This is a genomic window from Saccharibacillus sp. CPCC 101409 (assembly GCF_030518235.1).
GTDB lineage: Bacteria > Bacillota > Bacilli > Paenibacillales > Paenibacillaceae > Saccharibacillus.
In genome coordinates this window covers 44,649-60,000 of sequence record NZ_JAULSA010000002.1, presented here as the reverse complement: position 1 = coordinate 60,000, position 15,352 = coordinate 44,649, and the positions used below count along the sequence as shown (strand labels likewise).

Annotated in this window: 11 protein-coding genes; 1 reads left to right on the top strand and 10 read right to left on the bottom strand. The window is 60.2% G+C overall.

What is annotated here, in order from left to right; translation table 11 throughout:
- The 5 genes from QWJ34_RS04550 to poxB form a co-directional block, all read right to left on the bottom strand.
- Window positions 1-1,137 (bottom strand): LCP family protein, encoded by a 1,137-nt coding sequence (locus QWJ34_RS04550; RefSeq protein WP_302725892.1) that lies wholly within the window; start codon window positions 1,135-1,137, stop codon window positions 1-3.
- Window positions 1,138-1,450: 313 nt separating this feature from the next.
- Window positions 1,451-1,816 carry a fluoride efflux transporter CrcB gene (crcB, locus tag QWJ34_RS04545; protein ID WP_302725891.1) on the bottom strand — a complete coding sequence of 122 codons (366 nt, stop codon included), beginning with the start codon at window positions 1,814-1,816 and terminating at the stop codon, window positions 1,451-1,453.
- Complete coding sequence (gene crcB, locus QWJ34_RS04540) at window positions 1,813-2,211, bottom strand: fluoride efflux transporter CrcB (RefSeq protein ID WP_302725890.1); 399 nt, start codon at window positions 2,209-2,211, stop codon at window positions 1,813-1,815. Before crcB (QWJ34_RS04540) ends, crcB (QWJ34_RS04545) begins: the two co-directional genes overlap by 4 nt.
- 37 nt (window positions 2,212-2,248) lie before the next feature.
- Window positions 2,249-3,562 carry a replication-associated recombination protein A gene (locus tag QWJ34_RS04535; RefSeq protein WP_302725889.1) on the bottom strand — a complete coding sequence of 438 codons (1,314 nt, stop codon included), beginning with the start codon at window positions 3,560-3,562 and terminating at the stop codon, window positions 2,249-2,251.
- 153 nt (window positions 3,563-3,715) lie between these two features.
- Window positions 3,716-5,452: a ubiquinone-dependent pyruvate dehydrogenase gene (poxB, locus tag QWJ34_RS04530; protein WP_302725888.1), complete on the bottom strand. Its 1,737-nt coding sequence runs from the start codon at window positions 5,450-5,452 to the stop codon at window positions 3,716-3,718.
- A 256-nt stretch (window positions 5,453-5,708) separates the two neighbouring features.
- Here poxB and QWJ34_RS04525 point away from each other — a divergent pair, with 256 nt between their 5' ends.
- On the top strand, window positions 5,709-7,517 hold the full coding sequence (locus QWJ34_RS04525) for a sensor domain-containing diguanylate cyclase (RefSeq protein WP_302725887.1): 1,809 nt from the start codon (window positions 5,709-5,711) through the stop codon (window positions 7,515-7,517).
- Window positions 7,518-7,621: 104 nt separating this feature from the next.
- On the opposite strand, the gene QWJ34_RS04520 is transcribed toward QWJ34_RS04525, so the two are convergent.
- The 5 genes from QWJ34_RS04520 to QWJ34_RS04500 all read right to left on the bottom strand — a co-directional run bounded on the left by QWJ34_RS04520 (window position 7,622) and on the right by QWJ34_RS04500 (window position 15,269).
- On the bottom strand, window positions 7,622-9,820 hold the full coding sequence (locus tag QWJ34_RS04520) for a HelD family protein (RefSeq protein ID WP_302725886.1): 2,199 nt from the start codon (window positions 9,818-9,820) through the stop codon (window positions 7,622-7,624).
- A gap of 316 nt (window positions 9,821-10,136) precedes the next feature.
- Window positions 10,137-10,904 (bottom strand): tRNA threonylcarbamoyladenosine dehydratase, encoded by a 768-nt coding sequence (locus QWJ34_RS04515; RefSeq protein WP_302725885.1) that lies wholly within the window; start codon window positions 10,902-10,904, stop codon window positions 10,137-10,139.
- A 117-nt stretch (window positions 10,905-11,021) separates the two neighbouring features.
- On the bottom strand, window positions 11,022-12,821 hold the full coding sequence (gene aspS / locus QWJ34_RS04510; RefSeq protein WP_302725884.1) for an aspartate--tRNA ligase: 1,800 nt from the start codon (window positions 12,819-12,821) through the stop codon (window positions 11,022-11,024).
- A 63-nt stretch (window positions 12,822-12,884) separates the two neighbouring features.
- Entirely contained in the window at window positions 12,885-14,132 is a 1,248-nt protein-coding gene (gene hisS / locus QWJ34_RS04505) for a histidine--tRNA ligase (RefSeq protein WP_302725883.1), read from the bottom strand.
- 684 nt (window positions 14,133-14,816) lie between these two features.
- On the bottom strand, window positions 14,817-15,269 hold the full coding sequence (locus QWJ34_RS04500; RefSeq protein ID WP_302725882.1) for a hypothetical protein: 453 nt from the start codon (window positions 15,267-15,269) through the stop codon (window positions 14,817-14,819).
- Window positions 15,270-15,352: the final 83 nt, after the last annotated feature.

Genomic DNA, 15,352 nt, shown 5'->3' with positions numbered 1-15,352 from the left:
TTATTGCCCCGTATCTCCCGCGGGCTGGCCTTCCTGGTCGGTGTGCGAGTCGCCGCCGGCATCGGTATCGTCCACGGCCAGATCGGCCGCGGTCGAACTCGGATCGAGCCATTTGGTGATGGAAGCGATCGTTTCTTCCAGATCCTTGTCGTCCAGCTCGTAATACCAGGCGTCGCGCGACACGCCTTCGCCCTGCAGCATATGGCTGCTGATATTCGGCGTCGAGTCGCTCAGCACAACGCTTTTGGCCAGCGAAAGCATAAAGTCGGACGTCATATTGGTCTTGAAGTTCTGCCCGGCGATTCCGATCAGCTCGGGGATCTTGGTCAGGTTCTCGACGCTTTTCATCCGGTTCATGATCTGCTTCAGGAAAATGCGGTGGCGCTCGGTGCGTTTGAAATCGGAATCTTCGCGGTAGCGCACATAATTCAGCGCTTCGGTGCCGTTATAGATGGGCTTGTTCGCTTCGATCGTGAATTTCTCGTGATCGGCCTGCTTGTTCTCGATCGTCTCGGTGATCGGCAGTTCGACGCCGCCCAGCGCGTCGACCACGTCTTTGAGGCCGTTGAAGTTGATCGTCGCGTAATAATCGACGTCGTGTTCCAGCAGCGCTTCAACCGTATCCACGCTCATCTGCGCCCCGCCGTAAGCATAGGCGGCGTTGATCTTCGTGGAGGAACGCGTGCCTTTGATCGTCGGCGTGCCGACCATCTTGACGTAAGAGTCGCGGGGAATCGACACAAGCAGCACTTTATTGTCCGCCGGACGCACGACGGAATAGATAATGGAGTCCGTGCGGGAGATCTCGTCGTCGCGCTGGTCGGTACCGAGCAGCAGCACCGAGAACGGTTCTTTGGTCAGCTCGGCGACGGACATTTCTTCCTCGCCTCCGCCTTTGGGATCCTGTTCGATCGGCTGATAGGATTCGTCCAGCTTTTCTTTCACCGTTCCTTCCAGGAAGGTGCTGAACGCGAATACCATCAATTCTTTGCGGAAAATATATCCGCCGGCTCCCAACACGAGCAGCACGCACAGTGCAATCAGCCAGGCTCTGCCTTTTTTCTTCTTCGCTTTCTTCTTCTGATGCCTCTGGGCCCGGGTCAGCACATGAGCCTCGGCCGGCTGGTTTTTATCCATTATGTTTCGTACCTTTCTCTCTCCACAAAAGCGGGCCGGCGGCCCGTAAACTCCCCTTATGGAATCTTAAAATAGAAGCCTTTGTCTGCGCGTCGCGTTTTCAAACAGCGAATGACTTCGTCCGTCCGAATCACGGAAACGCAAAGCCGAACTCGCCCAAAAGCCGAATCGGAAAAGCACAAAAGCGATTCGGCCTTTGCCCTAGATTACTACATTTTGCAGTCTTCTGACAATTCTAACATAAGTACGAGCTCCGCGGCCAAACATAATATGGATACGGCGCCATTTCGACAGGCTTCTCCCGTACCGCCGTTCAGCCCGCCAGCGCCGCGCCGAGCGCGGCCGCCAGCAGGCCGAGCAGCGCCGAAGAAACGATATAAACGGCTGCCGCCGCGAGGCGGCGGCTCTCCAGCAGCTGCACCGTTTCGTAGCCGAACGTCGAGAACGTCGTATAAGCGCCCGCGAAACCGATGCCCAGCAGCGGGTACACCCAGCCGGGCATGCGGCTCTCCGCCGCGAACAGCGCGCCCAGCAGCAGCGAGCCGCTGATATTGATGATCCAGGTCCCCCACGGAAACCGGCCGCCCAGCGCGTTCAGCGCCCATTTGCCAAGCAGATAACGTACAGGCGCGCCGATCGCGCCTCCCAGCGCCACCAGCAGAATCGAATTCAGCGTCATGCCGCCGTCCCTCCCGGCCTCCGGTTTCCCCAGGCACTGCCGAGCCGGACGCCGAGCGCGCTCAGCGCGATGCCCACAGCCAGGCTGAGTCCCGCGTACAGCAGGGCTTCGCCGGTATTTCCCTGCCGCAGCAGCTCCAGCGTCTCGACCGAGAACGTCGAGAATGTCGTAAACGCGCCTGTAAATCCCGTTCCGATGCCCAGCCGCCATGCCGGGCTGATTCGTTCGGCGTCCAGCGCAAGCGTAAAGAACAATCCCAGAAACAAACAGCCGCTCCAGTTGATCAGCAGCGTCGGCAGCGGGAAGCCGCCGGCGTGCGGGATCGCCAGGCCGAGCGCATAGCGCAGCAGCGCGCCCAGCACGCCGCCGACCGCCACAATTCCAATTTCTTTCATGTATGTCGTCTCCCACTCTTCCGTCCGGCCGCCGCGCTCAGGAATCCCGGCGGCGCTGCTGATTGATTTGAATCTTCGCTTCGTTCCCCTGTTCGCTCGCTTCGTAGAATACCGCGCCGCCGAGTTCCGCCGGCAGATATTCCTGCTTCACATAGTGATTCGGGAAGTTGTGCGGATATTTATAGCCTTCGTGTCCCAGCTTCTCGGCTCCGCTGTAGTGCGTATCGCGCAGATGGAGCGGAACCTCGGCGGTACCCATCGAGCCGAACGCGCTTTCCGCACGCGAGATCGCCGTGTATACGGCGTTCGATTTGGGGCTTTCCACGGCGAACAGAATCGCCTGCGCCACGTTCAGCTTGGCTTCGGGCCAGCCGTTGTTGCGGTAAGCTTCCAGCGCGGATGTCGCCTGCACCATCGCCTGCGGATTGGCGAGCCCGATATCCTCGCTGCTCGCCGCGATCAGGCGGCGGATAAACGTCATCGGGTCCATGCCGAGCTTCTCCACGGCGTACAGAAACCAGAACAGCGCGGCGTCGCTGGAGCCGCGAATCGATTTGTGGAATGCCGACAGAATATCGTACTGCGTCGATTCGTCGGCGCGCACGATCGGCCGCCGGATCGATTCTTCCGCGGCTTCCAGCGTAACGCGCACGCTGCCGTCGGGTTCCGGCGAAGTGGTCAGCGCCGCCAGTTCCAGCGCGTTCAGCGCGCGGCGGATGTCGCCGTTCGCCATCCCGGCGATATGCTCCAGCGCGTCTTCGTCGACCTGCAGGTCCATGTAGCCGAGGCCACGGTCCGTATCTTCCAGCGCGCGGCGCATCGCGATCATGGCGTGCTTCGACGTCAGCGGATGCAGCTGGAACAGCGTCGAGCGGCTCATCAGGGCGCCGTTGACGTAATGAAACGGATTCTCCGTCGTGGCGCCGATAAACACGATCGTTCCTTTCTCAACCGCCGGCAGCAGCGCGTCCTGACGCGAGCTGTTGAAGCGGTGCACTTCGTCCAGGAACAAGATCGTTTTGCTGCCGTACAGCGCTTTGTCGTCCGCCGCCTGCTGGATCACGGCCCGAACGTCTTTGACCGAAGCGTCGACCGCGTTCAACCGGACGAACTTGCCCTGCGTATGATTGGAAATAATATGAGCGAGCGTCGTTTTGCCGCAGCCCGGAGGCCCGTACAGCACGATCGAGCCGACTTTGTCCGCTTCGATCGCCCGGCGCAGCAGCCGCCCGGGACCGACGATATCTTCCTGGCCGATATATTCGTCCAGCGTCAGCGGACGCATGCGGTCCGCAAGCAGTCCGCCTCCGCCGCCGGAATCGGGGGTTCCCCCGTAAGAAAACAAATCCAAGCGTGTCACGTCCTTTCGTCCACTATTCAATATAGAGCCGTTTCGCCGGGAACGCAACTTGCCCGGCCGCCTCCTCCAGCCGCCAAACAGCCGGCGTTCCATCCCGAAACGGCAAAAAGCCGCGGCGGTCCGCGGCTTCATGGGCAAACCGGCTCAGCGCAGCAGATTCGTCCGGGCCAGCTCGATCAGTTCGCTGCCGTGGCCGTTCAGCACCGCTTTCAGCGCCCAGATCGAGAAACCTCCGGCCTGCTGCGCGCTGATCTTCGGCGGCATCGACAGCTCCTGCCGATTGACGGCGACGTCGATCAGCGCCGGGCCGTCGTGCGCCAGCGCTTCGCGCACCGCTCCGTCCAGCTCCGCCGGATCTTCGACCCGCACGCCGCGAATGCCCATCGCGTTTGCGACCGCGGCGAAGTCCGTTGCGCTCAGATCGGTGCCAGCCTCCAGATAGCCCGAAGCTTTCATTTCGAGCTCGACGAAGCCGAGCGCTTCGTTGTTGAACACCACGACTTTGACCGGCAGATGGTGCTGCTTGAGCGTCAGCAGATCGCCCAGCAGCATGGACAGTCCGCCATCGCCGGACAGCGCCACGACCTGCCGCTTCGGATGGGCCGCCTGGATGCCGATCGCCTGCGGCAGTGCGTTCGCCATCGTGCCGTGATTGAACGAGCCGATCAGCCGTCTTCTGCCGTTCATTTGCAGATAGCGCGCGGACCAAACGGTCGGCGTGCCCACGTCGCACGTAAACACGGCATCTTCGGCCGCCGCGTCGCTGACGATCTTCGTCAGCATCTGCGGATGGATCGGACGGCGGCCGGATTTGTCTTCGGCCAGATCGTCCAACTCGGCGCGCACTTTCCCGTAACGCTCGACCGATTTGCGCAGATGCCCGGAATCCCGGCCTTCGCTTAGCAGCGGCAGCAGCTTCTCCGCCGTGGCGCGGACGTCGCCGCATACGCCGAGCGCAAGATTCGCGCGCCGCCCCAGATGCGCGGCTTCGATATCGATCTGAAGAATCTTCGCATGCTCGGGATAGAACTGCCGGTACGGAAAGTCCGTGCCCAGCATCAGCAGCACGTCGCAGTCCATCATGGCATGGTAACCGGACGCGTAGCCGATCAGTCCCGTCAGCCCGACGAAATAAGGGTTGTCGTATTCGAGATGTTCTTTGCCGCGCAGCGCGACGACCATCGGTGCTTGCAGGCGTTCGCACAGCGCCAGCGTTTCGGCGTGCGCGCCCCGGCAGCCGGCTCCGGCAAGCACGGTTACCTTTTTGCCTTCGTTCAGGTAATCGGCGAGCCGCTCAAGCTCTTCGCCCGAAGGATGCACCACCGGGCGCGCGGCGTGGGTAACGAGTTCCGGAATTTTGCGTCCGCCCGCGTCCAGCGCCGCCACGTCGCCCGGCAGCACGATCACGGATACGCCGGAATGGGCCAGCGCGCTTTGAAGCGCCATCGTAATCGTGCGCGGCACCTGTCCGCTCGTCATCAGCGTTTCGCAGAATACGCTGCACTCCTGAAAGATCTGCTCCGGATGCGTGCCCTGAAAATAGCCGCTGCCGATCTCGTCGCTCGGAATATGCGCGGCGATCGCCAGCACCGGAACCCGGCTGCGATGGCATTCGTACAAACCGTTGATCAGATGCAGGTTGCCGGGTCCGCTGCTGCCCGCGCAGACAGCGATCGCGCCGTTCAGCTCCGCGTCGGCTCCGGCCGCGAACGCGGCCGCCTCTTCGTGGCGCACGTGAATCCAATCGATCCTGCCGGAACGCCTTACCGCGTCGATCACCGCATTCAGCGAATCTCCCGTAATGCCGTAAATCCGCTTGACTCCCGCGTTAACCAGGGCTTCTACCAGTGCGTCTGCAATCGTTCTGCTCACAACCTTCATCTCCTATTCGTCTTGTCGCTGCTTGTCGATATCGTTTTGCCTCTGCGTTCCACCTTTATTTTTACCCGAAAAAATCGGCGGCTTAACGATAGGAACGGAGTCTGTGGGCCGGGCGCAAAAAGCCTTTACTTTTTATACCGGATCTGCCGATATACAAACTACAATCCATTGGGCCGCAATCTACTGGTGCACACGGCTGCTTGTTTGCGGGCGCCGCCGCGTCCGGACCCGTCTACCGATTGCAGGAGAGGTGAAAATGATTTTTTTCAAACGTTTGCTGTACGGAAGCGAGCATAATCTGGGCACGCTCGTAATCCGGTTCAGTCTGCTGTTTTTTCTGCTGTTCGCCCTGCTGCTTGCCGGCGGTTACTTGTACCAGAACCATTCCATCAAAGAAAGCTACATGCAGGTGCGCTACCTCGCTCTGCTGACCGAGAATCTCGATAAGCTGGAGAAAGCGAGCATCGAACTGGAAAACGGACTGCGCGGCTTCAGCCTGACGGACGAGAACCTGTTTATCGAATCCTACGACAAAGGAAGCGACGATTACGATCTGATCTCCAAAAATATCGTCGAACGTCTCGGTCAAACGCCGCAGTTCGAAACTGAAGTCAAATCGCTGATCCGCATGGGCGAAAAGTGGAGCAGTCAGCACGGAACGCCGCTGCTGCGCAAATCGCTGCGCGGCGAACCGGTCACCGCCGAAGAAATGACCGCAAGCGAAGCCTCTTTCGATTCTTTGAGCGAAAAGTTCGCGGACGTGCTGGAGCGGATCACGCAGCAGCGCGACCTCAACCGGAGCACGCTGCTCGGGCGCATCAGCATGACGCTCGCTTCCACCGGCGCGGCTTCGCTGCTGATGATCGGCCTGTATACCTTTTTTGTCATCCGCAGAATCAAACGCCTGATCGTTCCGCTGGCCGAGCTGGACCGGGCGGTATCTTCGTACGAAAACGGACAGATCTCGGCCGAGCTGCCGGAATACAGTTCGGCCAACGAACTCGGCAGGCTCGTTCGCGCGTTCGGAGACATGCGCGCGGAGATGCAGAAAGAACACGACCAGCTCGAAGACACGTACCGGATGATCAACGCGCTGAACCAGGCCGGCTCCGTGCAGGACGTATACCGCGAAACGCTGCTCGGCATCCGGAGCCTCGTCCGCTGCGACCGGCTGACCGTCGTAACGCTGAATGCGGACCGAAGCTATTCGATCAAAGCCGCGCTGCAGCAGGAGACGCTGAGCTTCAAAGAAACCGCGCTGACCGGCGAACAAAAAGACCTGCGCGATCTGATCCGCGGCGGATTCTCGCTTGTGCACGAAAACTGGGACGAATACAGGCCCAGAGGCGTCGTCACCGATCAGCAGTACGAGGAAGGCACGCGCTCCTCGCTGCATATCCTGCTCAAAAAAGAAGCGAGAACCGTCGGCGTGCTCAACTTGATGTCGAACTCGCCCGGTTTCTTCAATACGGTCAAGAAAACGCGGCTCGAAAAACTGGCCCCGATGATCGTGACCGCGATCGAAAACGCTTTGGAAACCAGCAAAATTCAATCGCTCGCCATGCGGGACGGTCTGACCGGCCTGTGGAACCGCCGCCGGTTCGAGGAATCGATCGACGAGCTGATAGCCGATGCCTGCGAAAGCCGTCCGCTCAGCCTGATCCTGCTGGACCTGGACCGGTTCAAGCGGCTGAACGATACGCGCGGTCACCAGGAAGGCGATCTCGTACTTCAGCATATGGCCCGCGTGCTCCAGCAGTATTCCCGCGCCGGCGATCTGCCGGTCCGGTTCGGCGGCGAGGAATTCGCCGTACTGCTGCCGGGCACCGCGCTGGACGAAGCACGGCAGGTGGCCGAGCGTCTCAGAAAGCTGTTCGAGGTCGATTCGCCTTCGCCCGACTACACCGTTACCGCAAGTTTCGGAGTAGCGCAGTTCCGGCCGGGCCAGGACAAGCACCAGCTGATCCGCTCCGCCGACTCCGCCCTGTACCTGGCCAAAGCCGAAGGCCGCAACCGGGTGCGCCTGTTCGAAGTCGGTGCCAATCCGGCCGAACCCGCGTCTTAAACGCGCAGCGCAGATTGGCGGCGGCCGCGGCAACGCGCAAATCATAACAAAAAGAGGACGGCCGCCGCCGTCCTCTTTCCTTTTCCGTCCGTTTACCCCCGTCTTTATTCGGCCGGCCAGCCGCTTTCGCTCCACTCCCCGTCCGCTTCCGGCATAAACGCCGGCAGCGGTCCGTCGTGCAGCAGCCACAGCTCGTGCAGCGCCCGCGTGCAGCCGACGTACAGCAGCTTGGCATCCCACGGCGAATCGCCGTAATTGCCGCTGTCCGCGCCGGCCAGTACGACCGCGTCGAACTCCAGTCCTTTCGACAAATGCAGCGGCAGCACGGATAATCCGCCTTCGTACTGCGTTTTGCCGCCGTCGATCAGGTTCAGCTCCGCAAACTCGGGCTTCAGCGCTTCGTACAGCTCCTTCGCCTGATCCTGCGTCCGGGTCAGCAGCGATACGGTCTTGTGCTCGCGTCCCCACAAGGAGCGAAGCGCCCGGGCCGCGGCGCGGACGCCGGAACCGGCTTTCGCCGCAGCCCCGCTTTGATCCGCCCCGCCGGTCGCGATCACCCGCACCTTGCTGCCGCCGCGGAAGACCGGCACCGCTTCGATCGCGCTGGGCACGCCGCCCGCCAGAATCCCGTTGGCGAAGCCGATAATCTCCATCGTCGAGCGGTAGCTGCGCGTAAGCGCGTGATAAGACGTTTCGTCTTCGCCGAACAGTCCGCTCATTTCTTCCCAGGCGTGCACGCCTTTGTAGGCATGGATGCCCTGCGATAGATCGCCGAGAATGGTAAACGAATGCCCGCGCACGAACCGGTCGAGCACCCGGACCTGAAGCGGGGAGAAATCCTGAGCTTCGTCGATCACGACGTGGTCGAACCGCTCGATGCCGTCGACGCCGACGAGCAGCAGATGCAGGTGCAGCAGCGCCGGCAGGTCTTCTTCGCGGATGCGGCCCTCTTTGAGATTCCGGCGCGTTTCCTTCAGCACAGACGCGGGAATGCCGGACAGCGCTTCCTGCGGCAGGATGCCGCGAGCGTCTTTGGCCGCTCCGAAGATCTGCCGGTACAGCGTAAACGCATCGAAATCCGGCCATTTTTTGGCATAGGCTTTTTCGCGCTGCACGGCTTTCTTTTTATATTCTTTGCGTTTGACCTCCGAACCGACCTGCTTCAGCTCCATCTCGATCCAGCGGTGAATCCGCGCCAGCACCCGTTCTTTACGGCCCGAAGCCGAATAATGCTTGTACTCGTCCGCGTACCAGTGCAGGATCGTGGCGTAAGGCAGGATCCTGCCGTCCCAAGGCGAGAATTCCAGTTCCGGCGCGCCGGAAGCTTCGAGCGCGGCCGCGGCAGCTTCGAGCACCGTCCGGAACTCTTCCGAGCCTTTGAAGCGGCCCGGCGCTTCGTCGCCCGGCGCCGCTCCGCCCGCCCGGCCGAACCACAGGTCCAGCGTCTCGGCGGGATCGGCCAGCTTGTCTTCCACCCCGAGCAGCCCGGACGCCCAGTCGGTAAACGTACGCTGCTGGATATCCCCGACGCCAAGCTCCGGCAGCACGCCAGAAATATAGTCGAGGAACATGCCGTTCGGCGCGAAAATAATCATTCTCCCCGCGGACACCTGCTCTTTGTACTGGTAGAGCAGGAACGCGAGCCGGTGCAGCGCGACGGTCGTTTTCCCGCTGCCCGCCACGCCCTGGATAATCAGCGCTTTGTTTTTCTCGGCTCGGATAATCCGGTCCTGCTCCGCCTGGATCGTCGAAACGATATCGCGCAGCCGGTTGTCTTTATTCTCGCCGAGCCGGTACAGCAGGAACTCGTCCGATACCGCCGGCTCTTCGCCGCCCCGCGTATACGTATCGACGACCCGTTCCAATTCTTCTTTGCGCACCATGATGTTTCGTTTGAGGTGCACCGTTCCGCCGATCAGGCCTTCCGGCGCTTCGTACTCGACGCGCTCCTCGCCCCCGGTAAACGAATAGAACAGGCTCGCGACCGGCGCGCGCCAGTCGATCACGATCGGCAGACTGCCGGGGTCGCGGCCGTCGAGGCCCGTTTTGCCGATATAGAGCGGGGCCGGCGACGGCTTTCCGTCTTCCTCGAAATCCATCCGCCCGAAATAAGGTTCCGGCTGCGATTTGGACAGCCGCTGGCGGCGCTCTTCGCGTCCCGCTTCGAGCACCTGCTCGGTGAAGTCGTGTCCGGTATACACCGGCACCGCCCGAAGGCGCGCAAGCTGCGTCCCGATCTCTTCGAGCACCGAGCCCAGCTTGGTTTGCTCTTCTCGATAGGCACTTTGAACGTTCTCACTCACTTCAGTTACCTCCTAAGATGAGCATTTTGCACAGAGGTTCTCGCGAACCCGCGACGATCGGGCCGCCCTGCCGGATCGGCCCGTCCCGCACAAAATGCCGAAATTGCATCTGCGACCCGCCGAATTTCGAACGCTGTCGGCGAAGACGCAAAAGGGTTATTAGCATAGCATACTATCCGGGAAAATGCTGCAACTATTTTGGAGGCGGGCCGGCGGCGGCATAAAAAAAACGCGCTTCCCTTGGGACGTGTCTTCAAACCTGCTTCCTTCGAAGTTTGAAGACACGCCCTGACAGGAAACGCGCCGCGGATTCATGCTATTCTTCGCTTTGCAGCGGATGTCCGTGAATGGCCAGCAGATCTTTGACCGCTTCGCTGACCATAATCAAACCTACGGTCGGCGGAACGAACGAGTTGCTCGCCGGCGGCTGCTTCGCTTTGCGGATCTTGGCCCCGGCCGGCGCGATCTGCTCGGTCACGTCGACGCGCGGCTTCACCGGCGGTTCGGTCGAGAATACGACTTTGACGCCTTTTTTGATGCCGTCTTCTTTACGCAGCTTGTTGCGGATAATGCGCGCGATCGGGTCCATTTTCGTTTTGGAAATATCGGCGATCCGGAAGCGCGTCGGGTCCAGCTTGTTGGCCGCCCCCATGCTCGACAGAATCGGGATGCCCCGCTTGAGGCATTCTTTGATGATATGGATCTTGTACACGATCGTGTCCGACGCGTCGAGCACATAGTCGATCTTGTGCTCGAACAGCTTCTCGTACGTTTCTTCCGTATAGAACATATTCAGCACGATCGTTTGGATCTCCGGATTGATCAGCTTGACGCGCTCGGCCATCAATTCCGTTTTCTGCTGTCCCACAGTCGTGGTCAGCGCGTGGATCTGACGGTTGATATTGGTGATATCCACCACGTCTTTGTCGATCAGAATGATCGTGCCGACGCCGGAACGCGCCAGGCCTTCGACGGCCATCGCGCCCACGCCGCCGATACCCAGCACCGCGACGGTGCTGCTTTTGAGCGCGTCCAGGCCTTCGGGCCCGATCGCAAGCTCCGTTCTGGAAAATGCGTGCAGCATAGCAGTTTAAACCTCCTTAATTAAACGTGGCTGAGCGTACCCCGCGATCGAAGAAACGCGGGCAGGCGCCTCCGCGGTCTGCGGCGGGCCTGCCCGGCTTTTCTGTTCGTTTCGCGTTTACGCCTGTTCGTTCTCGCCTGCGGCCGGCTTCTTCGCCGGTTTCGGCGCCAGCTTGATATGCAGCTGGTCGAGCTGCGGCTTGTCCACCGGGGAGGGGGCGTTCATCAGCAGATCGGTCGCGCTGGCCGTTTTCGGGAACGCGATCGTTTCGCGCAGGTTGGTGCGCTGCGTCAGCAGCATCACCAGGCGGTCGAAGCCGAACGCGAAGCCGCCGTGCGGAGGCGTGCCGTACTGGAACGCGTCCAGCAGGAATCCGAACTGCTCCTGCGCCGTTTCTTCGGAGATGCCCAGCAGTCCGAACATCTTCTGCTGCAGCTCGTGCTCGAAGATCCGCAGCGAGCCGCCGCCCACTTCGTAGCCGTTCAGCACGAGGTCGTACGCCTGCGCGCGCACCGCGCCCGGATCGGTCTCGAACAGTTCGAGGTCTTCCGCCAGCGGGCGGGTGAACGGATGGTGTTCCGCCACATAGCGCTTCGATTCTTCGTCGTAGCTGAGCAGCGGGAAGTCCAGCACCCAGGCGAATTTGTAAATGCTGTCGTCGATCAGGCCGAGCTGGCGTCCGATCTTCAGGCGCAAAGCGCCGAGCACGTCGGCCACAACCTGTTTCTTGTCGGCGGAGAACAGCAGCAGGTCGCCCACTTCGGCGCCCGTGCGTTCGCGCAGCGCTTCGATCTCTTCTTCGCTCATGAACTTGACGACCGGGCCTTTGAAGCCGTCTTCCTTGACTTGAATCCAGGCCAGTCCTTTGGCGCCGTAACGGGCAGCGTAAGGTCCGAGATCGTCGATCTCTTTGCGCGGCCACGAGCCGCAGCCTTTGGCGTTCAGCACTTTGACCTGGCCGCCGCCGGCGATGACGGACGCGAATACTTTCGCGCCGCTGCCCTGCACGATATCGCCCACATCGACCAGCTCCAGGCCGAAGCGCAGGTCCGGCTTGTCGGAGCCGTATTTGCTCATCGCTTCCGCGTGCGTCAGGCGCTGGAACGGAAGCTGTACTTCGACGCCGATCGTTTCGCGGAACAGCTTCGCCATCAGCTCTTCGATCATGCCCAGGATGTCGTCGCGCGAGACGAACGACATCTCCAGGTCGACCTGCGTGAACTCCGGCTGCCGGTCGGAACGCAGATCCTCGTCGCGGAAACAGCGCGCGATCTGATAATAGCGCTCCAGGCCGCTGACCATCAGCAGCTGCTTGAAGATCTGCGGCGACTGCGGCAGGGCGAAGAATTCGCCCTCGTGCACGCGGCTCGGCACGAGATAATCGCGCGCGCCTTCCGGCGTGCTTTTGGTCAGGATCGGCGTTTCTACTTCCACAAAGTCTTGATCGTCGAGAAAGTTGCGGAAGATCTTCGCCGACTGCGAACGCAGTCTGAGCGTTTTCTGCATTTCCGGACGGCGCAGGTCGAGGTAGCGGTATTTCAGCCGCAGCGCTTCGTCGACTTCGATGCCGTCTTCGATAAAGAACGGAGGCGTCTTCGCCGCGTTCAGCACTTCGATCTCGGTGATGCGCACTTCGAGTTCGCCGGTCGGCAGATTTTTGTTAACCGTTTCCGGGTCGCGTTTAACGACCGTTCCTTTGACCGCCAGCACGTATTCGCTGCGCACGCGCTCGGCTGTTTGCAGCGCGTCGCCGGAGTAAGCCGGGTTGAAGACGATCTGCACGATGCCGCTGCGGTCGCGCAGGTCGATAAACAGTACGCCCCCCAGATCGCGGCGGGTTTGTACCCAGCCGTTCAGCGTTACCGTTTCCCCGATTTGTTCGGACGTAATCTGTCCGCAGTGATGAGTCCTCTGCATAATGATTCCCCTTTGTATTGAATTTAATTTTCGTTTGCCGAAAGCCGGTTGTTCGCGTCGATCTTATTTCAGCGCCGAAGCGAGATCTTCCAGCTTGACCGTGACTTGTTCGCGCGTTTCCATCGACTTGACGGCGATCTCGCCGCGTTCCAGTTCGTCGTCGCCCAGAATAACCGTATAGCGGGCTTCGAGCCGGTCGGCCGATTTCATCTGCGCCTTCATTTTGCGGTCCAGATAATCCCGTTCCGCCGAGAAACCGAGCTTGCGCAGGGCGTGCAGCTGCTTCGTGATCTCGGCGCTCGCTTTCTCGCCGAGCGCGATCAGGTACACGTCCAGCGGCCGCTTGTCGTCGATCTCGGTCTGCTGGTCGGCCAGCAGCAGTTGGAGCCGCTCCATGCCGATCGCCATGCCGATACCCGGCTGGTCCGGTCCTCCGACTTCGGCGACCAGTTTGTTATAGCGTCCGCCGCCGCCGATCGTATCGATCGCGCCGATGCCGCTCTGCGTTTTGAACTCGAACGCGGTCAGCGTGTAATAATCCAGTCCGCGTACCAGGCGCGGATTGATCGTATACGCTACGCCCATCGCCGTCAGATTGCGCTGCACGGCTTCGAAGTGGGTCAAGCTTTCTTCGTCCAGGCTGTCCAGGATGGACGGCGCGTCCGCGAATTTGTCGTGATCGACTTTGCAGTCGAGCACCCGCAGCGGATTGCGGTCGATCCGGTTCTGGCAGTCTTTGCACAGGCTGTCGCGCATCGGGTTCAAGAACGCCAGCAGGCGCTCGTTGTACGCCTCTCTGGAAGCGGTGTTGCCGACCGAGTTGATCTCGACGCTCGTGCCTTTGAGGCCGATGTCTTCGAAGAACTGCAGGCCGAAGGCAATGACTTCCGCGTCGATGGCCGGTTCGACCGAGCCGATCGCTTCGATGCCGAACTGGTGGAACTGGCGGTAGCGGCCCGCCTGCGGACGTTCCTGGCGGAACATCGGCCCGATGTAAAACAGCTTGGACACGTCCGGCTCTCCGAACAATTTGTTCTCGACGTAAGCGCGAACCACGCCGGCCGTTCCTTCCGGCCGCAGCGTCATGTTGCGGCCGCCCATATCCTGGAACGAGAACATTTCTTTTTGCACGATATCCGTCGTTTCGCCTACGCCCCGCTGGAACAGCTGGGTATATTCGAAGATCGGCGTGCGCACCTCGCGGTAGTTGAAGCGGCGGGCCAGGTCGTGCGCTTTGCGCTCGACGTACTGCCACTTTTCCACCGTTCCCGGCAGAAAATCAAGGGTACCTTTCGGTTTTTGAAAATCCATGGTTTCTTTTTCCTTCCTTTCCGGACTGCGCGGCCGGGTTCTTTTTGGGCGCATGATGCCGTAAAAAAATCATGTCAAAAAATCCCCCGTCCGCCGTCTATGCATACCCTTCGCATAGTACAGGGACGAGGGATCGCAATTAAGAATCTCCCGTGGTGCCACCCACATTTCGGACCGTTCGCCGCATTTAACAACGAAAGCCCGCTTCATTATGACGGTTAACGCCCGTCTGCTTCGCGCTTCGGCTAATCGGGCTCCAAGAAACCAACGCCGAATTCGCAAATTCGCTGTTTCTTCCGCCTTTCGCCGTGCGTTCTCGGGGAGGTCTTTCGTTCGGCCGCCGCGCGGAATTCTTCCAGCCCATGGAATCCCTCTCTTGTGCGCTTCGAAACCCGAATTACTTTTTCCCGTCATCGAATCCATAATATCCGCTTGTTCCCGATGCCTGAGACATACCGAAAACACTCACCGCGGTTGTTATATTTTATGATTGTAATCAAGTACATGACTAAAGTCAACCGTTATCTGCCGGGAAAAGAAAGCAAAAAAAGACCCGCGGGCTGCTGCCGCGGATCGTCCAAGATCTATCTAAGGGGGTCATGTGTACATATTAACCGCTGCTTGTTAAGAAGACATGAAGTCCGTATTACAATTGGATTACAGTTGGACTGCAAGCCCCGCGATTTACTCGTACACGTGTACGTAGCCGTTGTTATTGCGCAGTTTGCGCACGACGGCCGGATAATCTTCGTCGCTGACTTTGGCCGACAGCGTATATTTGAGATCGCGAAGTTCCGCGTCGGAAGCGTTCTCATTCACGTCTGCGACATCGTCTTTATCGACGGGCTGACTGCCCAGATCGCCGGTTGCGCCCGGAGCCGGTACCGGCACCGCCTGGTCGCCGATCATGCTGCCCGCGCCGCCGGAAGCTGCCGCGCCGCCCGTGAAGCCCGCATTGGTCGTGCCTGCGAGAGGTACCAGCGGTACGATAACGCGTCCCGTGGAAGCTCCGCGTCTTCCGAAAGCTTCCTGCAGTTCACCTACTTCAAGCTGTTCGGTAACGAACGTCATCAAACTCATTCTTGCGCCTTCCGCTTCGCTTTCCGTTCTGAAATACGCTTGGATGTGTTTAGACATTGTAATTCCCTCCTTTGTAATGGACGATCTTTACAGAACTTCTATATTGCCGTAGAGCTTCGCTTGCTCTTGTAGTCTGACCC